At 35.3% G+C, this 23875-nt stretch carries 23 protein-coding genes; 6 read left to right on the top strand and 17 right to left on the bottom strand.

Going from position 1 to position 23875, the window contains the following annotated elements:
- Positions 1-65: 65 nt before the first annotated feature.
- From rapZ to LU301_RS02100, 4 genes are read right to left on the bottom strand one after another with little or no spacing between them, the layout of a single operon-like run.
- Positions 66-923: an RNase adapter RapZ gene (gene rapZ, locus LU301_RS02115; RefSeq protein WP_305272075.1), complete on the bottom strand. Its 858-nt coding sequence runs from the start codon at positions 921-923 to the stop codon at positions 66-68.
- A gap of 53 nt (positions 924-976) precedes the next feature.
- Positions 977-1816: a pantoate--beta-alanine ligase gene (panC, locus tag LU301_RS02110; RefSeq protein WP_305272073.1), complete on the bottom strand. Its 840-nt coding sequence runs from the start codon at positions 1814-1816 to the stop codon at positions 977-979.
- Between the two features lie 22 nt (positions 1817-1838).
- The gene (locus tag LU301_RS02105) at positions 1839-2090 is read right to left on the bottom strand and encodes a DUF2798 domain-containing protein (RefSeq protein WP_305272071.1); all 252 of its coding nucleotides are present in this window, start codon (positions 2088-2090) and stop codon (positions 1839-1841) included.
- Positions 2091-2129: 39 nt separating this feature from the next.
- The gene (locus tag LU301_RS02100; protein ID WP_305272067.1) at positions 2130-2894 is read right to left on the bottom strand and encodes a DpnI domain-containing protein; all 765 of its coding nucleotides are present in this window, start codon (positions 2892-2894) and stop codon (positions 2130-2132) included.
- 26 nt (positions 2895-2920) lie between these two features.
- Between LU301_RS02100 and LU301_RS12045 the strand changes: the two genes are divergently transcribed.
- Entirely contained in the window at positions 2921-3091 is a 171-nt protein-coding gene (locus LU301_RS12045) for a DpnD/PcfM family protein (RefSeq protein ID WP_370692216.1), read from the top strand.
- On the opposite strand, the gene panB is transcribed toward LU301_RS12045, so the two are convergent.
- The 5 genes from panB to ribA all read right to left on the bottom strand — a co-directional run bounded on the left by panB (position 3083) and on the right by ribA (position 7070).
- The gene (panB, locus tag LU301_RS02095; protein ID WP_305272065.1) at positions 3083-3895 is read right to left on the bottom strand and encodes a 3-methyl-2-oxobutanoate hydroxymethyltransferase; all 813 of its coding nucleotides are present in this window, start codon (positions 3893-3895) and stop codon (positions 3083-3085) included. The genes LU301_RS12045 and panB overlap by 9 nt on opposite strands.
- A 107-nt stretch (positions 3896-4002) precedes the next feature.
- On the bottom strand, positions 4003-4344 hold the full coding sequence (locus tag LU301_RS02090; protein WP_305272062.1) for a hypothetical protein: 342 nt from the start codon (positions 4342-4344) through the stop codon (positions 4003-4005).
- Positions 4345-4363: 19 nt separating this feature from the next.
- Positions 4364-4867 carry a 2-amino-4-hydroxy-6-hydroxymethyldihydropteridine diphosphokinase gene (gene folK / locus LU301_RS02085; protein ID WP_305272059.1) on the bottom strand — a complete coding sequence of 168 codons (504 nt, stop codon included), beginning with the start codon at positions 4865-4867 and terminating at the stop codon, positions 4364-4366.
- A 10-nt stretch (positions 4868-4877) separates the two neighbouring features.
- Positions 4878-6425, bottom strand: a complete 1548-nt coding sequence (pcnB, locus tag LU301_RS02080) for a polynucleotide adenylyltransferase PcnB (protein ID WP_305272058.1) — start codon at positions 6423-6425, stop codon at positions 4878-4880.
- 18 nt (positions 6426-6443) lie between these two features.
- Entirely contained in the window at positions 6444-7070 is a 627-nt protein-coding gene (gene ribA / locus LU301_RS02075; RefSeq protein ID WP_305272057.1) for a GTP cyclohydrolase II, read from the bottom strand.
- Positions 7071-7224: 154 nt separating this feature from the next.
- On the opposite strand from ribA, the gene LU301_RS02070 reads away from it, so the two are divergent.
- Positions 7225-9243, top strand: coding sequence for an esterase/lipase family protein (locus LU301_RS02070; protein ID WP_305272055.1), 2019 nt, complete (start codon positions 7225-7227; stop codon positions 9241-9243).
- A gap of 180 nt (positions 9244-9423) precedes the next feature.
- Here LU301_RS02070 and LU301_RS02065 read toward each other — a convergent pair whose 3' ends face one another.
- From LU301_RS02065 to LU301_RS02055, 3 genes are all read right to left on the bottom strand, one after another.
- Positions 9424-9900, bottom strand: a complete 477-nt coding sequence (locus LU301_RS02065; protein WP_305272053.1) for a tetratricopeptide repeat protein — start codon at positions 9898-9900, stop codon at positions 9424-9426.
- A 159-nt stretch (positions 9901-10059) separates the two neighbouring features.
- Positions 10060-11499, bottom strand: a complete 1440-nt coding sequence (miaB, locus tag LU301_RS02060; protein ID WP_305272050.1) for a tRNA (N6-isopentenyl adenosine(37)-C2)-methylthiotransferase MiaB — start codon at positions 11497-11499, stop codon at positions 10060-10062.
- Between the two features lie 111 nt (positions 11500-11610).
- Positions 11611-13026 (bottom strand): TROVE domain-containing protein, encoded by a 1416-nt coding sequence (locus LU301_RS02055; RefSeq protein WP_305272048.1) that lies wholly within the window; start codon positions 13024-13026, stop codon positions 11611-11613.
- Between the two features lie 328 nt (positions 13027-13354).
- Here LU301_RS02055 and leuS point away from each other — a divergent pair, with 328 nt between their 5' ends.
- Positions 13355-15970 carry a leucine--tRNA ligase gene (leuS, locus tag LU301_RS02050; protein ID WP_305272046.1) on the top strand — a complete coding sequence of 872 codons (2616 nt, stop codon included), beginning with the start codon at positions 13355-13357 and terminating at the stop codon, positions 15968-15970.
- 67 nt (positions 15971-16037) lie between these two features.
- Here leuS and LU301_RS02045 read toward each other — a convergent pair whose 3' ends face one another.
- Together LU301_RS02045 and LU301_RS02040 are read right to left on the bottom strand one after the other, a co-directional pair.
- A complete protein-coding gene (locus LU301_RS02045) occupies positions 16038-16754 on the bottom strand; it encodes an HIRAN domain-containing protein (RefSeq protein ID WP_305272045.1) in 717 nt (238 codons plus the stop codon).
- 5 nt (positions 16755-16759) lie between these two features.
- Positions 16760-17689 (bottom strand): HipA domain-containing protein, encoded by a 930-nt coding sequence (locus tag LU301_RS02040; RefSeq protein ID WP_305272044.1) that lies wholly within the window; start codon positions 17687-17689, stop codon positions 16760-16762.
- 235 nt (positions 17690-17924) lie between these two features.
- Here LU301_RS02040 and uvrA point away from each other — a divergent pair, with 235 nt between their 5' ends.
- From uvrA to LU301_RS02025, 3 genes are read left to right on the top strand one after another with little or no spacing between them, the layout of a single operon-like run.
- On the top strand, positions 17925-20774 hold the full coding sequence (gene uvrA / locus LU301_RS02035; protein WP_305272042.1) for an excinuclease ABC subunit UvrA: 2850 nt from the start codon (positions 17925-17927) through the stop codon (positions 20772-20774).
- Positions 20764-21657 carry an NTF2 fold immunity protein gene (locus LU301_RS02030; RefSeq protein WP_305272040.1) on the top strand — a complete coding sequence of 298 codons (894 nt, stop codon included), beginning with the start codon at positions 20764-20766 and terminating at the stop codon, positions 21655-21657. The genes uvrA and LU301_RS02030 overlap by 11 nt, the downstream gene beginning before the upstream one ends.
- A gap of 27 nt (positions 21658-21684) precedes the next feature.
- Complete coding sequence (locus LU301_RS02025; RefSeq protein WP_305272039.1) at positions 21685-21816, top strand: hypothetical protein; 132 nt, start codon at positions 21685-21687, stop codon at positions 21814-21816.
- A gap of 63 nt (positions 21817-21879) precedes the next feature.
- Here the strand turns inward: LU301_RS02025 and LU301_RS02020 are convergent, their stop codons facing one another.
- From LU301_RS02020 to LU301_RS02010, 3 genes are read right to left on the bottom strand one after another with little or no spacing between them, the layout of a single operon-like run.
- Positions 21880-22260, bottom strand: coding sequence for a type II toxin-antitoxin system VapC family toxin (locus LU301_RS02020; RefSeq protein ID WP_305272038.1), 381 nt, complete (start codon positions 22258-22260; stop codon positions 21880-21882).
- On the bottom strand, positions 22257-22526 hold the full coding sequence (locus tag LU301_RS02015; protein ID WP_305272037.1) for a hypothetical protein: 270 nt from the start codon (positions 22524-22526) through the stop codon (positions 22257-22259). The genes LU301_RS02020 and LU301_RS02015 overlap by 4 nt, the downstream gene beginning before the upstream one ends.
- 49 nt (positions 22527-22575) lie before the next feature.
- A complete protein-coding gene (locus LU301_RS02010) occupies positions 22576-23847 on the bottom strand; it encodes an ABC1 kinase family protein (protein ID WP_305272036.1) in 1272 nt (423 codons plus the stop codon).
- Between the last annotated feature and the right edge of the window lie 28 nt (positions 23848-23875).

Below are 23875 nucleotides of genomic sequence, written 5' to 3'. Positions count from 1 at the left end.
AACAAGAATGTTTTTTAATATGTAATATTTTGCTTATTTTTTACCCAATCGCTGATATAAACCATTTAATGCGACCATCTTTGGCGTTCACGATGAAAACTTTGCACTGTCCAATCTTGTCCTAAACGTTTACACAGTTGTTCACAAATATAGACTGAGCGATGTTTACCACCTGTACAACCAATCGATACTGTTACATAATGACGATTACTTTGATATAATTTTGGTAACCAACGGCGTAAATTCTGTTCAATATCATTAATCATTTCAACAACATCAGCATCTTGAGCCAAAAATTGCTGTATTGGTTCATCTAATCCTGTTAATGAACGTAAATGTTGATGCCAATAAGGATTTGGCAAATGTCGCACATCATAAACATAATCAGTATCCAGCGGAATACCATATTTAAAACCAAATGATTGAATAATCAAGGATAATTGTGGTGTTTGTCCTAATCGAGTTAAAATGACTTGTTTAATATCATGAATACTTTTATCCGTGGTATCAATTTGTAAATCCACATCATATTGAATTTGTTCTAATAAAATGGTTTCTTGATGAATACATTCACTTAAAGTGCTAAAACGCTGACTTAATGGGTGTGGACGGCGTGATAAATTAAATCGAGAAATTAATTCTTGCGGTTGAGCCGTTAAAAATAATACTTCGATACGGCTATATTGTTTAAGCTGTTCGACAATATCATGAAAACTATGCAAATCATGTTGCGTACTACGCACATCAATGCCCAAAGCTAAATGGGTAAAAATATGTTGATGAGCAATTTTATTAACAATATCTGGTAACAAACTCAAAGGCAAATTATCGATACAATAATAGCCTATATCTTCAAGAACACGCAAGGCGGTTGATTTACCTGCACCTGACTGCCCTGTAACAATTAAAATACGCTGTAACATTGCACTAATCCTAACATAAAAATACCTTATATCGAAATATAAGGTATTGAAATTTATACAAATGGAATAAATAAATTATCAATCAAACGTGGTTTACCAAGTTTAGCTGCCACAAATAATACAATATCTTGTTTAAACTCATCAACGGGCTGTAACTGCGGAGTACGTGCTTCGATATAATCGATGTCAAAACCTGCTTGTTGTAAATTTTGTCTCATTTGCAATAACACTTGATTTAAGGCTTTACCCTGCTGTAAATCACTTTTGGCTTGTTGTAAATTTTGATAAATCTGTGGTGCAATTTGGCGTTGTTCGGCAGTTAAATAACCATTACGAGAACTTAGGGCTAAACCATCATCAGCACGCACAATCGGTACACCAATAATTTCAATAGGAATATTTAAGTCTTGTACCATTTGACGAATGACCGCTAATTGTTGATAATCTTTTTCACCAAAAAATGCTTCATCAGCCTGTACAATATTAAATAACTTACTCACCACCAATGCCACGCCATCAAAATGCGTTGGACGAGATGCACCACATAAATCTTGGGTGATTCCACTGACCGAAACCTGCGTTAAACGTGGTTGAGTACCATACATTTCTTCAATACTTGGTGCAAACACCACATCGCAAAATTGTTCAACAAGCGTACAATCTTGCTGTAAAGTACGGGGATAACTATCAAAATCTTCTCCCACACCAAATTGTGTTGGATTAACAAAAATACTCACCACGACTACATCGCAAGATTGGCGTGCAGTTTTAACCAATGTTAGATGTCCATCATGCAGATTACCCATCGTTGGCACAAAACCAATACGTTTACCTACTTGACGTTGTTGTTGGATATAGTTTCTTAAAGATGAAATTTGATGAATGATTTGCATAATTATCTTTACTCTTGTAGCGTTACTCTTTAGGTGGTTCAGCAGGTTTGATTGTTAAAGCGACTAGTTTCATGACAAATGGACGCACTAAAATTACACAACAAAACGCAATCGGAAAAGCAATCACATACGCTTTAAGAACTCGCCAAACATAACCATTTGCCAAACCAGTATTCACCGCAACCAGTACCGCCGACATCAAAAATGCCATAATGCCTGCCATAAAAAATGCAAAAACATAAGGTGTATATTTGGCTGGGATAAAACCTTTCATATGATGACTCGTGTATTCAATTTTGGCTATTTTATCACATCATAACTTCTGATAATATCCTCGTCGAGAAAACTCTATAATACCTTGATTACGTAATATTTGTAATTGCTGACGTATTTTTGCTTTAATATTATGATTATTTGGAAATAACTTACTCAATTCTGTTTCAAAAAAATATACATCTTTCAAACTAAAATCCTGACTTGGTATTCTATCAAGGCATTGCATAATTGCAAATAACCACCCTTTGTGTTCTGTGCTATATTGTCTAATAAATAAATGTTGCTTCCATTGTTTGACAATTATACTTTTTTCAATCGGTTTTTGTTGTGAAATAATTTGAATTTTTGCACTCTCAGGTAACGTTTTAGTATCAATAGAACACATAATATAATTTGGTCTATTTTTTAATCCTTTTTTTCTAGGAATAATTATATTAGCTGTAAAAAAATGTTTTGGAATAAGAATAAGTTCTTGTACCTTAAACTCTCTCTTACAATAACTTAAAAAGAAAAAATTTGGATTTGTACTCGAATGAATACGCTCCAACATTGTATGATATGCTCCATCACTAATACTATTCCCCATTGTTTGACCAATTTTACTTTTCAATTCGTATTCTTCTAAACAATTTGAACAATAAACATCTGCTACTGGACTATTATTTTCAAATTTAGAAAAAGATTCATTTCCACAACTAGGACAATACATATTGTTTTTCAACCATGCTTCAGTTAAAACTCTCGCCTTTTGTGCAGAACTATGATAGCATTGTGCTAAATTTGTATCAAAATATAAATTCATCTTATTCTTTCTAGAGTTGAAACTATATGCCCACATATAAAATTGAAATTATTGAAACTCTCAGTACTGTCATTGATATAGATAGTGAATCCCTTGAGAAAGCAATACAACAAATACAAAAACAATACCAACATTGTGAAATCGTCCTTGATTATTCACATCACATTAATACACAGATTCAAGAGTATTCAACTTAATGAAACATTAAACATCTGCTCTTTTGCAGGAAAAGACCCATCTTGCACCGCTTGATGATAGGCTTTAAAGGCATCAACAATCGCATTTGCACCTGACTGCTCCACCATAAAATTACGCACAAATTTTGCCACATGCCCAAAATTCAGACCAAGCATATCGTACACCACCAGAACTTGCCCATCAGTATCTGCTCCAGCACCTATACCAATCACAGGAATATGCGGAAATAATTCACTCACTTCTTTGCCTAATTGTGCAGGCACACATTCCAATAATAGCATTGCTGCACCAGCCTCTACTACCGCTTTACAATCAGCAATCAATCGGTCAGCTTGTTCTCGAGTTTTTGCTTGTAAACGATAACCACCCAAAACATTCACCGATTGTGGTGTTAATCCTAAATGAACACATACAGGAATACCATTACGGGTTAAAACTTCCACACTTTCTGCTAACCACGCACCACCTTCCATTTTCACCACTTGAGCACCTGCTTGCATCAGCAATTTAGAATTATGCAAGGCATCAGGCAATGTGGCATAGGTCATAAATGGTAAATCTGCCAAAATCAATGCATGTTGATTGGCACGGCGAACATTTTTGGTGTGATAAACCATCTCTTCAATGGTTACAGGTAACGTGCTATCTTGTCCTTGCACACACATTCCTAAACTATCACCAATTAAAATCGTATCAATCTGAGCGACTTCCATCGCTTTTGCCATTGTTGCATCATAGCAAGTTAAGCAAGAAAATTTTTGTTGATTGGCTTTACGTTGGCGTAAGTCATTGAGTGTAATCATAATTTTGACCTATAGTGAAATATCAACTAGCGTAACAGCACGATAGCTATATCAATATGAGGGTTAAATATCAACTTTTCAAGGGAAAGAATATTAAGCTCTCAACATCAAAAATTTGCCAAATAGCTAATAAATACAAAAAAACCTCCGATAAATAACATATTTTCACAAGCAATTTTCACAATATATAATACACTTAAGATAAATGAGTTTTCTGTTGCTTTATCCAATAATGACTGTTCTGGATACTTTTTCTCAAAATAAAGACCAATAATCCTACCACACATTGTTGATAATATAACAACATACAAACTAAAAGACTTTAAATTGCTCACAATATAAATGCCTTTATTTGCTTTTGCCAACATATACAACATAAAAATAAAGTATGCTACATTTACAAGAATTGCAAACACAATAGCATACTTATTTCGCTTATCAATATTCATTTAATTAATGCTCTATATTTTAAACCCACTCATCAGCATAAGGCGTTAAAGTAGATTGTATAACAGCAGGATTTTGTCGAATATCTTGCCCTAAAACAGTTTGCAAATCAGCCAAATTAGGCGATAAATCCAACAATGGTAACAAGACAAAATCTCGCTCTAATATCCCATAATGCGGAACAATCAAACGTTCATGTTGAATTTTTTGTGTACCATACAACAATAAATCTAAATCTAGTGTTCGTTCACCCCAATGACGTAAACGTACACGTCCTGCTTGTTGTTCTATTTTTTGTAATTCATCAAGTAATGCTAATGGTGCTAATGTCGTCTCTAATGCAACAACAGCATTGAAATAATCTGGTTGATCTTGCGGTCCCATTGGCGGTGTATGATATAATTTTGACACTCGTACATCACCAAACAGGCGAAGCTGTTGCACTGCTTGACGTAAAATCTCTACACTATTATCAGTTGCATTTGCTAAATTACTACCCAAACCAATATAGCATAAGGTCATCATTTACCTCACTTTAGCGTATAGGGCCAAAAATGACTTGCGATAAATCACGTTTTACACGTTTACGCCGAGTAATCGCAGGTTTTTCACTTGGTGAATTATCATAATACTCACGAGATGTTTTTGATTCATGACGGAATTGCTGTGCTTTCTGATAACGTTGTGTTCGCTCATCGGTTAATAATGGCTCAAGTAACTCATGTTCCACCTTATCTAGCATCGGAATATCTTGGCTACCTTGTACTTTTTCTAGTACATCATCAACCTGATTTTGCTCAATATTTTCTACAATTTCAGCCGTTTTATCCGCACTCACTTTTGCTTTATCAGCCTTTTCCTGTTGGCGTTTTTTTACACTACGCCGTTGATATAAACGAATGGCTTCTTGTTTTTCATCAGTATTCATCAACTGGAATTTTTCCCACCAATCGACCATACCTTGACTATCAACATCTTTTGCTTGTTCACGCAACATTAAAAAGTCAAAACCAGCTCTAAACCGTGTATGATTGAGTAAAGACATGATTTGTGCAGATTTTGGTTGCATTAAACGGGTTTGCATTTCCCATGTTTCACGAATAAAAATCTCTACAAAACGTGGAATAACCGTACGCATAGATTGACGTTTTAATACATCTAAACCTGCTTGTACACGTGCTTCTGTACCACCACGTCCCACTTTTTGATGATAAGTGCAACGTTGTTGAAATACCTCCCACAGCATAATGGCATAGAAAAATGCAGGATTGATAGTTTTACCTTGTTGTAAACGTAAGTCCGTATTTTTAGCTGCTCGTTGCATTAAAGGTGTAATTTTAGCAGGCACATCTTGGAATAAATGTTGCCATAATTGATAATGAATTAATAATGGTAGAATTTTATGTAATGCTCCTGATAAAAATAATTTTTGTACTTCATCATATAAACGGTGCGGAGAAACTTCACGCAATAAAACCGTCATATCAGCATTTAAAATTTTTAAAATTTCAATATCAAAATCAAAATTTAATTTTGCCATAAAGCGAATCGCACGCAACATACGTACAGGATCTTCTTCAAAACGCTGTTTGGCATTGCCCAGTAAACGTAATTTTCCTTGTTGGATATCTTTTACCGCACCACAAAAATCAAGCACCTCACCTTTTAATGGTTGATAATACAAGGCATTAATAGAAAAATCACGACGAGCAAAATCATCTTCTATCGTTCCCCAATGATTATCACGCAAAATCATACCTGTAGCACTGGTTAAAGCCTTTTTAGGGGTAGCTCGAAAAGTCGCCACTTCAATAATTTCATTGCCTGAATGAATATGTGCCAACTCAAAACGTCGCCCAATAATACGGCAACGTTTGCCAAAGACTTGTTTAATTTGGCTTGGTGTTGCATTGGTTACTGCATCAAAATCTTTAGGATTGTGTCCTAAAATCATATCACGCACACCACCACCCACAATATAGGCTTCATAGCCTGCTTTGTTTAACATTTCGATCACATTAATAATCGAAGTAGGTAAACGTTGAATCGATAAACCTAGGTCTTTGGCTTTAATACGTTTCATGTATAATGAAATTTCCTATCATTTGGGCTCAATGGTAGCAAAATCATCGACTTGATAAAGATGCTCCATACGCTGTTGTTTTGTATTTAAATATTGCTCATTAAACTTATTTTTACCAACCATTAATGGCACTCGCTCTACAACATTAATACCTAAATCTTGTAAAGCTTGAACTTTTAATGGATTATTGGTAATCAATTTAACTTGTTGAATTTTAAGATGTGCAAGCATAATTTTACACATATCATATTGACGTGCATCAGCAGGTAAATTCAACATTAAATTTGCATCAACAGTATCATGTCCTTGATCTTGCAAGGCATAGGCACGAATTTTATTGGTTAAACCAATACCACGCCCTTCTTGGCGTAAATATAAAATTACACCACGTCCCGCCTGATTGATTAAGCTTTGTGTTGCCTGTAATTGTGGTCCACAATCACATTTTAATGACGCAAATGCATCACCCGTTAAACATTCAGAATGAATACGCACTAACACAGGTTCATCAATAAGCTGTTTAAAATCAATCCCTTTGGATAAAGCAATATGCTCTTCTTTAGTAATCGGGTCTTGAAATACGCTAATTTGAAAATCACCAAAAGCGGTTGGAAGTTGTGCTGTTGTAATAAATTGAATTGCCAAAATATAACCTATTTTAGATATAAAAATGATAACTATTATAGCTTAAAATTGCTAAATAAGTTATAGTTTACAACCTGTCGATGTCTATTTAGCCATAGAAAATCATGATAAAATACATTATATTAAACTATCATCATGACATCAACGATATTTTATGAAAACTTCTCTGTACTTTGCATTTTTAACCAGTCTTTTACTCAGCGGTTGCCAAGTAATTAATATGGTCAGCGTAAAACAAGTCGATTTAAGCAAAAGTTTATCGAGTGAGCGTGCTAGTATTTTAACAGATGATAGCCTAAGCCATGCAAGTCATAATACCTTGATGATGATTCGCCCTAAAACCAAAACTTGTATCAATACCCCTGATGAATGTATGCAAAGTTTTCAAAATATCCCTGAACTAGGAGATGAGCAAATTTTATCAGCAGGGAGTGAACTATATTTAAGCCATGCTTTACAACTTAAAGATAAAAAAGAATGTCAAACAAAACATTATCAAACAGAAAAAGATGAAAGTGAAAAATTACAAAAACAACAACAATTTCAACAATGTAGCACACAATATTTAGAAGCTCTCAATCAAAGTATTCGCTATAGTTATGCCTATTTATTTGCCACACAACGCAAACCTGAACAACGGCTCTTTAATAATCGACAGATTCAAGTTAAAGATTTTTATAATCAAGCGATTGCACATTTACTCAATCATATCAATCAATACCGCACACAGCAAATTGATTATAAAAACACCATTTCTGTAGGGAATAGCTTATATAAAATTAATATCAACCAATACCCAGCTTTAGATTTAGAACAAATCGAGCAACTAGTTTCAACCTACAATTTACAATTTAATGGCTTAAATTCACTGGCTCGCCGTGATGGGTTTGGTTCAGAATTTGTTATTAAGCTCAAACGTCCAGATTTTAAAAATACGCAAAATATTGTCAATTATGGTAAACAAAAAATTGATATTTTTCATCATCCTAATGTACATTTAGGTGAATATTTACCTGCAACTGTTATTATTGAGCCCAAACAAAAAAACAATATTCACGATATATTAACCAGTAAACAATTTGAATTGCGTGTGATTAATCCTAATAAATTTGTCGATATTGAGCTACAAAAACAGCCATTACAACTTGCAGCTAATTTTTCTGCTCCTTATGGTTTATGGCTTGCGAATAGTAAAATGGGTTCATTAGGTATCAATACCATGCTCAAACAAGATGAAGGATTTATTTCTCCGCAACTGTTTATGCTTGAGCCTTATAATCCAAATAAGAAAATTATCATTATGATTCATGGGCTTGCTAGTAGTCCTGAAGCATGGATTGCCACGAGTAATGATATGATGAGCGACCCAATATTGCGTGAAAACTATCAAATTTGGCAAGTATTTTACTCAACCAATATCCCTATTTTTGAAAATCGCTATCAAATTTATCATTTATTACAACAAACATTAGATACTTTACAGCAAAAATATCCACAATCACAACAAGATATTGTACTCATTGGACATAGTATGGGGGGTATTATTAGCCGTTTATTGGTCAGTCAAGATGATTTATCGCCTAAAGTGTTAAGCTATATTCAAAAGAAATGTAAAGATTGTCGTAAAGAAAATCATATTATTTCTCAAATTATTGCCAATAATGCCGACTATCTAAAACTCAACAGTTTAACACCTAAAGTCAAACGTAGTGTGTTTATCTCAGCACCGTTAAAAGGTACAGATTATGCAGATAGATGGTTTACACAAACCGCTCGCAAGCTCATCAAACTCCCATTAACAGTAACCAATGCAACTTTTGAACGTCTCAATTACCAATTTAATGATGAAAGTGAAAAATTTTTAAATAAAGAATTAAAGCAAGAATTGTTACAAAATGGTGCAAGCAACCTGAGTCCTAAATCACCATTTATGTATATAACTAATGATGTAAAAATTGTACAACATTTACCCTATCATGTGATTGTGGGCAATAATACAAAATCAGACGATAAAGCTATCATGAGTGATGGTATTGTACCTTATTTAAGCTCACATTTAGATGATGCAATTTCTGAAAAAATTATTGAAGGTGGACATTCGATTCAATATACACCTGAAGCCGTTTTAGAGCTTAGACGTATTTTACATTTGCATTTGCAGGATAAAAAATAATCTGCGTACGTTATTTGCCCATTGTCATTATATAACCAAATAACTTAAAACTGGTACAAAATTTACTATTGTGCCGTAGGGGCGAATTATATTCGCCTAATAAAAATAAGGCTTACACAGGGCAAATATAATTTGCCCCTACAAGTCTATACCCATTTTTAGATTGAATGAATATAGCAATTATAGGCAATCTTTCATCAGCCTTTCAATCACAGGATTACTTTCTGATTCAACAGATTTTTTCATCCAATAACAAGCCTTCTCTTTATCTCTAGGGAAACCATGTCCACCAAATTTATAGGTCGAACCTAAAAATATTTGTGATGCTTTATGGTTCATATTGGCTGATTTTAATAATAATTCTTCTGCCTTTTTACTATCAGGAGTAATCACGCCATCTAAACGAGATGGTGCAATATAAAATTGTCCTAAATGATAAATTGCATCGGGATTACTTTGTTCTGCATATTTTAATAATACTTGATAGGCTTGTTGTTTTTTAGCCATATCTTGTTGAGACATAATTTCTATAACAGCTGAAGAAATTTCTTGTTCAATCTGTGGTGATGTATTCGTTGTGCTTTGAGTTATTGAACTATTACACGCCACGCATAAACTCAATAATGAAAGGATTAATAATGTTGATAGAGGTTTCATTTTCATAGTCCTATAAAAAATATAGAGCATTATAAAGAATGTAGGGGCAAATCACATTTGCCCTGTTTAAACCTTTTATTGGGCGAATATAATTCGCCCCCTACGATACAATGGTGAATCTTGTACCAATTCTTAAGTCCTTTGGCTATATTAAACCGTTTATTCTAACGTAACCAATTCACCATACACCAAATTCAGTGTTTTAATTTCGATAATTTTAATATCAGCAAATTTACCAATCATACTTTCATCACCTTTAAAACACACTAAACGGGTATTATCCGCCGTACCGATGAGCATTGTTGGGTCTTGCTCGGAAACTTTTTCAATCAATACACGTTCTGTACGCCCGAGCATGGCATCAGTTTTCGCAATACTCGATTGCTTAATCACTTGTTGTACTTCAGCCAAACGTGCTTTTTTCACGATTTCAGGGGTAACATCTTCCAATTCTGATGCAGGCGTACCAGGGCGTTTAGAATAGATAAAACTATAAGAATGGTCAAAATCTAAATCTTTGATAAATTGTAACGTTTCTTGGAAATTAGCATCAGTTTCGTTTGGAAAACCGATAATAAAATCGCTCGATAAGTGCATATCTGGACGAATTGCACGCAATTTAGCAATTTTATCAATATAGACATCGATGGTATGGTTACGTTTCATGGCTTTTAATACATCATTTGAACCGCTTTGTACGGGTAAATGTAGATGTGAGACCATTTGTGGAATATCACGATAACACTCAATCAATTCATCAGAAAATTCTAATGGGTGCGATGTGGTATAACGAATACGTCCAATGCCTTCAATTTGTGAGACTAAACGAATCAATTCAGCAAAAGTACAAATACCACCATCAAAAGTTTCACCACGATAGCCATTTACATTTTGTCCAAGTAGATTGATTTCACGTACGCCTTTTTCTGCCAAACCAGCAATTTCAGCAAGCACATCATCAAGCGGACGTGAAACTTCTTCACCACGAGTATAAGGCACCACACAGAATGAACAATATTTTGAACAGCCTTCCATAATGGAAACAAAAGCTTTCACACCATCTACTCGTGGTTCAGGTAAAAAGTCAAATTTTTCAATATCTGGGAACGAAATATCCACCAGTTTGATTTTATCTTGTTTTGGTTTATCGATTTGTTGTTGATGTTGGTCAAGCATTTGCGGTAAACGGTGCAACGTTTGCGGACCAAATACCATATCGACATAAGGTGCACGTTTTTGAATCACATCGCCTTCTTGTGATGCGACACAACCACCAACTCCAATAATTAAATCAGGATTTTGCTCTTTCAGTTTACGCCAACGCCCCAATTCGCTAAATACTTTTTCTTGAGCTTTTTCACGAATCGAACACGTATTCATCAATAGAATATCGGCTTCGGCAGGATTGTCGGTTAAAACATAACCATGACTATCGTTTAATAAGTCCGCCATACGATGACTGTCATACTCATTCATCTGACAACCTTGCGTTTCAATATACAGTTTTTTCGCTGTAGGGCTTGAACTCAAGTTGTGCGATGGCTGGGGAACAGTTTTTGCTGTGGCAACGGACGCAGGGTTGAAGGTATGAACCGTCATAAAAATTTCCTTAAAAATATCTTGCTATAGGCTAGAAAGTAGATATTTTAGCAGATTTTTGTTTGTCTGTTGGGATATTTTTAGTTCATACCTAAATTTAAAAACTCACCTTTATTCACTTTCACCAAAATTCACCCCTTCTAATGATGCGATATAGCGTAAAAAATGCTTTGACCAACCGCTAATTTCAGCCGTCCACACGCCTTGATAATTCACGCCATGCGTATGAGCCGACACATCAATAATATAATTGTGCTTGGCAAAGGGCTCAGGCAATTTTGTATTATCACGGTCGCAATCTTGGCTATCTGAAAACACCATTAATCGCTCTGGCATGGCGATTTTTTGTTTTTCCAAATCTTTACGGATAAAATCTAAACATTGACGGGTAAAAATACCGCCACCACCTAACGAATTTTCTCCACCATGAACTGTCTTTAAGATTTCATTTTCTATGGCAAAACCTTGTACATCAGGTAATTTCATGGTTTTATGCTTACTCTTACTATCACTGCCAGCTGTAGCATAAATCGTGATTTGTTCACATAAACCACTGGCTAAAATCGCCATTGCAATCGCACAATCTAGCCGATTAAGATGACTTTTACCGCTAATTCTAGCGTTCATTGAGCCTGACACATCAACCACAAATACCGTATGACCGCTCAATTTTGGTAAATCTTGCAGACTTTTCATCATCATCGGTTCTAAAATGTTTTTATAATCAGGATTGATACGAATTGCCGATAAATAATTGATAGGCAATAACATTTTAGTATTTAAGGCGGTTAATCCCTGTAAAATCAAGCCACTATCTACTTCAGCTTTTTGCATATTACGCAGATTTCGCAAATATGCCAATGCCCCAAGTTTTCGCTCTTGAATTAAACGTGTCCATGCTTGTTTTTTATCCGCCCCTGATGATAATGCCACTTCCCAAGTATCAGGCGTTGCTAAAGTATCATCGGCAAGCTGTTTAAAAATTTCCGCTTGAGCAGGATTTTGCGGTTTTGGGTGTACCAAAAACATCACATCACGCAATTTAACTTCAGTTTTGCGGTTGTATTTGGCAAGTTGATAGGCATCAAATTTTAAAAAGGCACGAGCCAAGCCTTTTTTGATTTGTTTGGATAATGGCTTTTTACCATCTAACCAATATAAAGCGACACATTCAGTTAATTCATCAGGGCGTAAAATAATTTGTTCTAATAATTTACTCACCAAATGTTTATGCGTGGCAAGCCCTGCCATCTGACAGGCAATCCATAATGGTACATGGCGGAGTTTTTGTTCATGACGAGCGTGAATGGCAATGTCAAATACCGTTTCGGCAGGCACTTGTGGAATAAGATTTTTAATAGTTTCACTGATACTTTCACCATCTTGATAGGCATTATCTTCCCAAAGTAAATTTGCCATGACAGTACGGCGAAGTAGTTGTTCAGGGGATTGTTTAGCGGATAATTGACCTTCGCCACCTGCGAGACGTTGTTCATCAAACAAACTGGCTTTTAAATTCTTTTTCATATTATATATTCCTAAAATAAAAATGTCGGGGAACAAAGCGATTAAAGTACAAATTACAAGTTGCTCTATCCAGCTAAGCTACACATTTTTGCAAATGTGGTGGGACTCGAACCCACGACCGACTGTTCCCGAAGTAACTTCAATCTACACCACCGACAGAATGATTTTAGAAAAAACAAATATGATTGTCAATCATTGTTTTATTTCGGATACAGGTAAAAACAAAAAAATGACCGCTAGAAAATCGAGATGTTTCATTCCATTTTCGCTGTATTTACGGTATGATAACACATTATTTTGAACATATTTTTATAGATAGTTGATGAAGATGAATACACCAATTTCTCCTGAATATCAAGCCAATACGATTGAACCGCAAATCCAACAGGATTGGGCGGAGCGAAAAACCTTTAAAGTTGCTGATGTCGTTGAAGGTAAAAAACGCTATATTTTGTCAATGTTCCCTTACCCAAGTGGCAAATTACACATGGGGCATGTGCGTAACTATACCATTGGCGATGTATTAAGTCGTTTTTATCGTTTAAAAGGTGAACAAGTATTACAACCAATGGGTTGGGACGCATTCGGTTTGCCTGCGGAAAATGCAGCAATTGCCCATAAAGTTGCACCTGCAAAATGGACATTTGAAAATATCGACTATATGCGTAAGCAGTTGAAAAGTTTAGGTTTAGCAGTAGATTGGGATAGAGAATTTGCTACGTGTACACCTGAATATTATCGTTGGGAGCAGTGGTTATTTATTCAACTGTATAAAAAAGGCTTAATTTATCGTAAATTGGCAACAGTAAACTGGGATCCAGTAGACCAAACCGTATTAGCAAATGAACAAGTGGAAAATGGTCGTGGGTGGCGTTCAGGTGCATTGGTAGAAAAACGTGATATTCCAATGTATTATTTTAAAATCACCGATTATGCACAAGAATTACTCGATGATTTAGATACGCTACAAGATGGTTGGCCACAACAAGTATTAACCATGCAACGCAACTGGATTGGACGTTCGCAAGGTATGGAGATTACGTTTACTTCGCCGAGTGATAGTCCTTATCAAGAGAGTGTAACTGTATTTACCACACGAGCTGATACCTTGATGGGTGTGAGTTATTTAGCGGTGGCAGCAGAACATCCATTAGCAACCAAAGCCAGTGAAAATAATCCACAATTACAAGCCTTTATCCAAGAGTGCCGTCAGGGTTCAGTGGCTGAAGCGGATTTAGCAACTGCCGAGAAAAAAGGTATGCCAACAGGGTTGTTTGTCGTTCACCCTGTAACAGGTGAAAAAGTGCCTGTTTGGGTGGCAAATTATGTATTGATGAGTTATGGTTCGGGTGCGGTGATGGGTGTACCATCGCATGATGAGCGTGATTTTGCCTTTGCTTTAAAATATGATTTGCCGATTACCCAAGTGATTGATGTCAATGGTGAAAACTACGACAATAAAAACTGGCAGGAATGGTATGGTTTAAAGCAAGGGACATTGGTTAATTCAGGTGAATTTAATGGCTTAAGTATTGCTGATGCGTTTGATGCGATTTTAGCCAAACTTGAACCACAAGGTTTAGCCAATAAAAAAATTCAATTCCGTCTGCGTGATTGGGGTGTGAGTCGCCAGCGTTATTGGGGTTGTCCAATTCCGATGATTAATTGTGAACAATGTGGTACAGTGCCTGTGCCTGAAGAGCAGTTACCTGTAGTATTGCCAACTGATGTCGTGCCAGATGGTACAGGTAATCCATTGAATAAAATGCCTGAATTTTATCAAACGACTTGCCCATGTTGTGGTGGCGAAGCACGCCGTGAAACGGATACCTTAGATACTTTTGTTGAATCATCTTGGTATTATGCACGTTACGCATCACCACAGTTTGCTGATGGTATGGTTGAGCCAAAAGCAGGTGAAAACTGGTTACCTGTCAATCAATATATTGGTGGTGTAGAACACGCCATTTTACACTTATTATATGCTCGTTTCTTCCATAAATTGATGCGTGATGAAGGGGTTGTCAAAGGTAATGAACCTTTTGCCCGTTTATTGACACAAGGTATGGTATTGGCTGATGCGTATTATCGTCCAAATGGGGATAAGAAAATTTGGTTTAATCCTGCTGAATTAAACTTAGAAAAAGATGATAAAAATCGTATTGTCGGTGCAACATTAAAAGCAGATGGTCAACCTGTATTTTTAGGCGGTTTAGAAAAAATGTCTAAATCAAAAAATAATGGTGTTGATCCACAAGAAATTATCGATACTTATGGTGCAGATACCGCTCGTGTATTTATGATGTTTGCCGCTCCACCAGACCAAGCCTTAGAATGGTCAGATGCTGGGATTGAAGGTTCAAATCGTTTCTTAAAACGTGTGTGGCGTTTGGTGGCGAATTTCTTAGAGCAGAATCCAGACTTTAAATCAACTGCTATCAATACAACAAATTTAAGCCAAGATGCACAAGATTTACGCCGTAAAACCCATGAAACCATTGCTAAAGTCGGTGATGATATTGAACGCCGTCAAGCCTTTAATACCGCAGTTGCAGCATTGATGGAATTATTGAACAGCATTTCTAAATTTGAAACTACAAATGCTGATGAGGTGGCTGTGCAAGGCGAAGCAATTATCAATCTATTGATTATGCTTTCGCCATTTGCACCACATTTAAGCCAATCTTTATTAAGTTATTTCGATATTGATGCAACACAATGTGCATTCCCAAGCGTTGATGAAAGTGCTTTAACACGCAATACACAAACCATCGTGGTGCAAATCAATGGTAAAGTGCGTGGTAAATTAAACGTTGCGGTTGATGCCTCTAAAGATGAGATTTTGGCTCAAGCCAAAGCCTTGCCTGAAGTACAAAATTACATCGCTAATGGCATTAAAAAGGAAATCGTTGTACCTAATAAATTGGTGAGTTTTGTAGTGTAATCACAACACCAAATAAAAATAATCCCTAAATCAAATGGTTTAGGGATTATTTTTATATAGATTACCATTAAAATGGCTTAAAATCATCACGATTAAAAGGCTTAAAATCATCATCAACATTTATTGTTAATTCACATAAAAGTTGATATTGCGATGGTGCATCTGCATTATATTTTACAACCTGAATTTGTAAAGAAGATTCGCCATACAAATCAATTAAACGTTTAAACTCTTCACATAAATAAGCAGGTAGATAACCAATCTGATGTTCTTTAAATAACATGATTGCATTTTTATCTACAGAATTATTTAACTCAAACTGATAAGTTAATATATCTCCTGATTGAATTGAGGGTAAATACTGTTTTTGCTCATCTGTCAAATAGTGAATACCACTGACAAAAAAACGAGTTTTATATACCCCATTTTCAATTATTGGTATATTTATTAAACGAATATAATCGGTTTTCTTTTCGGCCCCAGACAAAGCGAGTAAAGAAAAATAATCTTTTTCTTCCAAAGGTAACTCAACCCATGAAAACATTCTATCATGCTCAGGACGGCTTTCAGGAAGAATACGATTTCGCAAAAAAGTAAAAATCTTTTCTGATTTATAAGTATGATTTTTATCTTCCATACCAACAAAACCATGAAAATTTTTATGATTAGCACCTTGAGTATAAAAAAACTCATATTGTCCATCGTCTTTTTGTGTCAATTTGGCAACAGCTTTCCACATACGACTTTGAGTTGAATCTTGCCATAAAATAAAAGCACTTTTCACGTTCATCACCACGATATTAAATCACATAGAGATTTTTTATTGGCTAAAATAAGTTGATAAGTGAATGTTTTTGCGATTTCACTCATTAATTCATCAGGAATTTTCTGAATTATAGCATAAATATCATCATCAGAAATTTGATTTAAGCGATTTAACCAAGCTATTTTTGCATTTGGTTCTTTTTCAGCATATAACTTAAAACAGTCTATGAGCCTAATTTTATGCCCTGACTCTTTATCTTGAAAATGGGATTTTGCTCTTTTAACATACGTCTCAATTTTTTGACCTATATCTTTACTTTCTAAACGTCTTTTTCGTGTTTCATCAGACTCATTTCTGGCTAAACTTGCTCCATGATCATAACTTGGTGCTAAATGCTTTTTACCTTTTAAAGTAACGATACAGCCCCAATTTTCATTATGTCTATCTTGATTAGAAATCAATACATCAAACATTAAATAACCTAGAAAAAATTCACTCGCTGTTTTAATATTGACATCACTTTTAAAGCCAATGGGTTTATGTTTAATGATTTTAGTCATTACTTCATAAACATCATCAATATATTGTAAATTTGGATTATCATCACCATTTCCACCAACAAAAGGACGTAATAGTTCATTGCCTAAAGTGAATTGTTCACCTTTATTATCAGAAATAAATTTTGTTGAAATCACACCTCTATGCCCTTTATAAACAGCAAGCTCATAATCCGCATATGGTAATCTTAACAATTTTGCTAATTCACAAGCAATTTTTTCTGCCCAATCTTCACCATATCTCATATATTCCTTAGACTGAATACTTTTAAATAACAACCATTGTTCCTTTTCTTTATCAAAATACCAAAATTTACTTTTTGTACCTAAATGTTCAATTTCATCATCTTGATATGATGAGATATCATAAATAATAAATTTTTCATCATAATTCATATATCTCTCACTTTTGACTAATATTTGTGTTATTGTAACATAAGATTTACCTTACATCTATCTAACTTAAGAATTGATACAAAATTCACCATTATGTCGTAGAGGCGAATTATATTCGCCCAATAAACACAAGGTTTGCACAGGGCAAATGTGATTTTCCCCTACAAATCTGTATCAATTTTTAGGTTGAGTTAGTATAATGGCTTAATATGATGATTTAAATATTGAGCAAATTATGAGCCAAAGCCACATTCGCATTCGTGGGGCGAGAACCCACAATTTAAAAAATATTAACCTTGATATTCCACGAGATAAATTTGTCGTCATTACTGGGCTATCTGGCTCGGGCAAATCATCATTGGCATTTGATACTTTGTACGCTGAAGGACAACGCCGTTATGTGGAAAGTTTATCAGCTTATGCTCGTCAGTTTTTATCGCAAATGGAAAAACCAGATGTTGATAGTATTGAAGGTCTTAGCCCTGCGATTGCCATAGAACAAAAATCAACCAGCCATAACCCACGTTCTACAGTCGGTACAATTACTGAAATTTATGATTATTTACGATTACTCTATGCTCGTGTAGGTACACCGTATTGCCCAGAACACGACTTACCGATGGTCGCTCAAACTGTATCAGAAATGGTTGATGTCATTAAATCGCTTGATGAAGGCACAGCGGTGATGATTTTAGCCCCTATCGTGCGTGAACGCAAAGGCGAATATTCTGCATTATTTGATAAATTACAAGGGCAAGGTTTTATTCGTGCCAGAGTTGATGGTGAAATTATTGAGATTGATACACCGCCTGAATTAGATAAAAATAAAAAACATACCATTGAAGTGATTATTGACCGTTTTAAAGTGCGTGATGATTTGGGGAATCGTATTGCTGAATCTTTAGAAACGGCATTACGTTTGGGTAATGATTTGGTGATTTTAGCTTTTATGGACGGAGAAACGCCTGAACGCATTTTTTCAGCCAAACACAGTTGTCCAAAATGTGAACGTGCCGTTGCCGAATTAGAGCCAAGATTATTCTCATTTAATAATCCTGTGGGTGCGTGTCCAAGCTGTGATGGTTTGGGTGTACGCAGTCATTTTAGTGCAGAAAAATTAATTCCGAATGGCGAGATTTCCATTCAACAAGGGGCAATTCGTGGTTGGGATAAACAACGCCCTTATTATTTTGCCATGTTGCAAAAAGTCGGTGAACATTTCAATATTCCGCTTGATGTAGCATGGAATGAATTATCATCAAAACAACAAAAAATTATTCTCAATGGTTCAGGCAAAGAGAAATTAGACCTCTCTTATACTGATGAGCGTGGGCGTTTTCATCAACGTGTCATGCCATTTGAAGGCGTATTGCCATATTTTGAACGGCGTTATCGTGAGACAGAAAGTAACTTTATTCGTGATGATTTAGCACAATATTTGGCAAACTCTGCCTGTAGTGAGTGTGATGGTTCTCGTCTCAATGAAATTTCTCGTCATGTCAAAGTATTAGATAAAACGATTAGTCAAATTACACAAATGTCGATTGGTGATGCGCAACAGTATTATCAACATTTACAGCTTGATGGTGCAAAAGGCGAAATCGCTGATAAAATTTTTAAGGAAATTCGTGAACGCTTACATTTTTTAGTAAGTGTAGGTTTAAATTATTTGAGTTTATCTCGTTCTGCGGAAACGCTATCTGGGGGCGAAGCACAACGTATTCGTTTAGCTAGCCAAATTGGTGCAGGTTTAATGGGTGTGATGTATGTGCTTGATGAACCATCCATCGGACTACATCAACGAGATAATGACCGATTATTACAAACCTTAATTCGTCTGCGTGATTTGGGCAATACCGTTTTAGTGGTTGAACATGATGAAGATGCGATTCGTTGTGCTGACCATATTATCGATATTGGTCCATTGGCAGGGGTGCATGGCGGACAAGTGATTGCTGAAGGGACAGCCAAACAGCTGGCAAAAAATAAACAATCTTTAACTGGACAATATTTATCAGGGAAATTGAAAATTGAAGTGCCAAAAATTCGTACACAATCACCACGACCTGATGAAAAAATTATCTTAACTGGAGCGTGTGGGCATAATCTGAAAAATGTTGATTTGACCTTGCCAACAGGTGTAATGACCTGTATTACAGGGGTTTCTGGCTCGGGTAAATCTACCTTGATTAACCGTACATTATTACCATTGGCTTTAACACAACTCAATGGTGCAACAACACTCACTGCTGAAAAATTTAATAGTATTGATGGTTTACAATATCTTGATAAAGTTGTAGATATTGACCAAAGTCCCATTGGACGTACACCACGCTCTAATCCTGCAACTTATACAGGATTATTTACTCCAATTCGTGAATTATTTGCACAAACCCCTGAAGCACGAGCCAGAGGTTATACTGCTGGGCGTTTTTCGTTTAATGTCAAAGGTGGACGTTGTGAAACTTGTGAGGGTGATGGTATGATTAAAGTTGCCATGCACTTCTTACCTGACATGTATGTACCGTGTGATGCTTGTCAAGGTAAACGCTACAATCGTGAAACTTTAGAGGTGTATTACAAAGGAAAAAATATTGCTGATGTGTTAGAAATGACAGTGGAAGATGCTGTGCCATTTTTTAATGCAATTCCTGTGATTGCACGGCGTTTAGAAACGCTTGCTGAAGTTGGATTGGGCTATATCAAACTTGGACAATCAGCAACAACACTGTCTGGCGGTGAGGCGCAACGAGTCAAACTTGCCAAAGAACTTGCTAAACGAGATACAGGTAAAACTTTGTATGTTCTTGATGAGCCAACAACAGGGTTACATTTCCACGATATTGCTAAATTGTTGGATATTTTGCATACGCTACGAGATAGAGGGAATACGATTATAGTCATTGAACATAATCTTGATGTGATTAAGACTGCGGATTGGGTTGTTGATTTAGGACCTGAAGGCGGTGCTGGCGGTGGGCAAATTATTGCTCAAGGTACGCCTGAAGACATCGTCAGTGTTGAGATGTCGCATACTGGGCGGTTTTTAAAAACTTTACTATCAGAGAAAACTCATGACAACTGAATTTAAATTTGATTTAGAGCAAGCCAAAAAAGATAGATTAGTTAATACTTACAATATTAACTTTGAAAATATGCCAATTACTGATGATGATATTGTGTATCTTTGTCAGCATATTGCTACTAAGCAGATTGTAAATGTGAACTTAATTGGTACACAAATTACTGATAGATCCCTAGAATATTTGGCAAGATTCCCCAAATTAGAACATTTATTTGCCAATAATACTGCGATTATTGGGCAAGGTTTCTATCATTTTGCAGGACATAAAAAATTATCAACACTTTGGCTAGAAAATACCAAAATTAATGATGAAATTTTACCCTTGATTGCACAAATTCCTAATTTGGATACTTTACTAATTGAGGGTACACCGATTACGTGGCAGGGGCTTTTGACATTAGCATCGCACTCACACATCACTCCGATTGCTCGACAACAGCAATTTTCTGATGAACAATTAGCTGAATTTCGTCATATTCAACGCCAATTTAATAAAAAGAATAAAAAAGAGGTTGATAATGATGATTTAAACAACATTACTACTCATTTATTTACATTTTTTGAAGCTATCCATTCTTGGGAAAAACTTGCTGAGCTAGATTTTAATGATGAAATGATACAAAACAGCACAGAAATTTATCGGCAATATTTTACAGAACGTTGGCACGATACTCAAAGAATGCATTTACAAGAAGGAGGTAGTTATAAAGACCATAAAATCGTGGATAGTGAATATGTGAGTAAAAATAGGCTTTATCTTTATACTGAAGATGATTCAAATACGCTTCATCGCTTTTTGTTTATTCGTCAAGCAGACAATTCGTGGCTACTGGATAAAATGCAAATTAAGTTTGGTTATAAGTGGACAACATATAATTCATAAAATCCAATAAAAAGCACAGCCAAAACTGTGCTTTTTGAAAGTATTATTTTTTCGCCTATCGTTGCCAATGAAGAACAAATCCCTGCCACTTTTGATAATCTCGACCAATTTATCAAAATGATGAATGTTGCCAATGGCGGAAAAGGAGAGAATAAATAAATCGTGGTTGTAAGGTGCTTAATAAGCACCTTACACTTTTTTGATTTGAAAAATCAAATTTTTTTACAAAGCGTCAAAAGGATTGATTAAAGTCAAATCATCAATCCAATCAAAATCTTTACTATTTCTCGTCATAAGCGGTATCTTGTAAATAACCGCTGTTGCCAAAATAATCGCATCACCTAAACTCATTTTTTTAGTTTGGCGAAACTCGGTGGCTTTTTGAATAATATTATCATCAATATCATACAGATAGATTTTGGTAAATAATTGATGATACAATTCTTTTTCAGGCACCATGATTTTATGATAACCTAAAACTTCTATTTGGCTAATTTTTGATGCACACCAATCAAAATCACTCATATAATCTCTGACATTTTGATATTGTGGCAAAACAGCATAAATAATAATATTGCTGTCCAATAAAATAGGCTTATTCATCTGTCTAATTCTCTATCTTGACGACTTTTTTCAAATTCATCAATATCAATATTAACTCCCATTGCTTTGGCTTGATGAGCAAGGTCGTTAATAAAGTTTAGACGTTCTTGAGAATTATCCAATGCTTTTGCCACAACCGTTCCTTGAGCCATATCTTTATTCCGCCCAAAACGAGCCTTAATCATATTGATATAGCCAAAAACTTCAAGGCGTTCACTTTCGGTTAAATCATAACTAGATTGATGAATTAGTTCAATTGTGTTCATTTCTGCTCCTACACTAAAAATGATGAAAATAAATCAACCATCATATTTTTCACTGCAAACTTCTTTTAAAAAAATCACTCAAATCATCATCAACTTTAAGCTGAATTAAATTCCAATAATGCCCAGAAATAGTACGATTAATCAACAAAGTATAAGGCGATGGTTTAAATAAATCCCAATATTTTAGTGATGATTTCATCAATTCAACCGCATCATGATGTGATGAATTTTCCGCAAAATCATACTTTTGGCGTAATGGACGTAATAAAATCTCAATCCATTGCTCATACAAATCCTGTGGAAATTGCCCTGCTTGCGTCAAACATTGCAACTCCATTAATTCTTGTTCCAAACGTGGAATATCATGATTATTCCCTGCATTTAGCACACGTTTAAAACTAGCAATCGTGCTATCTTCTAAGGATTTTACTGCACCAAAGTCATAAATAATCACGCTACCATCTTCACGAAAAGCAAAATTTCCGGGGTGTGGGTCGCAATGAAAGCGTTGCATGACAAAAATTTCATCATTAATAGCATTTAGTAAACGTCTGCCCAGTTCGTTACGTTTTTCTTGTGTCCATGTACTCGCTGTTTGAATATTTTCGCCTAATTCTTCACTCAAGGTTAAAACACGGTGACTTGAATATTCGGTCAGCACTTCAGGAATAATGACTTTAGGGTCAATATTTTGATGAAACGTACGGAATAATTGCAAATTATGTGCTTCAATTTCATAATTCAATTCAGCAATTAAGCTCTCTTCAATTTCAGCAAATAGTTTATCTTGTAATTGCTTGTCAATTTTTAATACACCCATCAACCGTAAAGCAATGCGAATATATTTTAAATCACTTTTACACGCTTCATCGACTTGTGGATATTGCACTTTAACTACCACATTTCGCCCATCTTTTAGTATAGCCTTATGTACTTGACCAATACTTGCCGATGCAAATGGTATAGGCTCAAAATGGCTAAATATATCATTTAATGGACATTTTAACTCTTTTTCAACTTGTTGTTGAATAATTTTAAATTCGACAGGTGGTGCTTCTCGTTGTAACTTCGCAATCGCTTTAGAAACTTCTGGCGGAAAAATATCTTTGTATTGTGATGCAATTTGCCCTACTTTCATAGCAGCACCTTTCATTTCACCTAAAGTTTCAGCAATTTGTGTACCAATTTGTTGAAATAATTCATGATTTGCTTGTTGTTTTTGTTCATCATTCCCTGTGAATGATTTAATTTTATTACTTACAGTTTTAGTGGCGATACTTGCAGTCATACCTGCAATTTTTAAAAGTCGTTTACCTGCCATCGTCATTACCCAATTTCTGTTACATTTA

It is taken from the genome of Moraxella sp. ZY210820 (genome assembly GCF_030674635.1).
GTDB lineage: Bacteria > Pseudomonadota > Gammaproteobacteria > Pseudomonadales > Moraxellaceae > Acinetobacter.
Note: the sequence above shows the minus strand (reverse complement) of the source record. Positions and strands in the feature narration are given on the sequence as shown.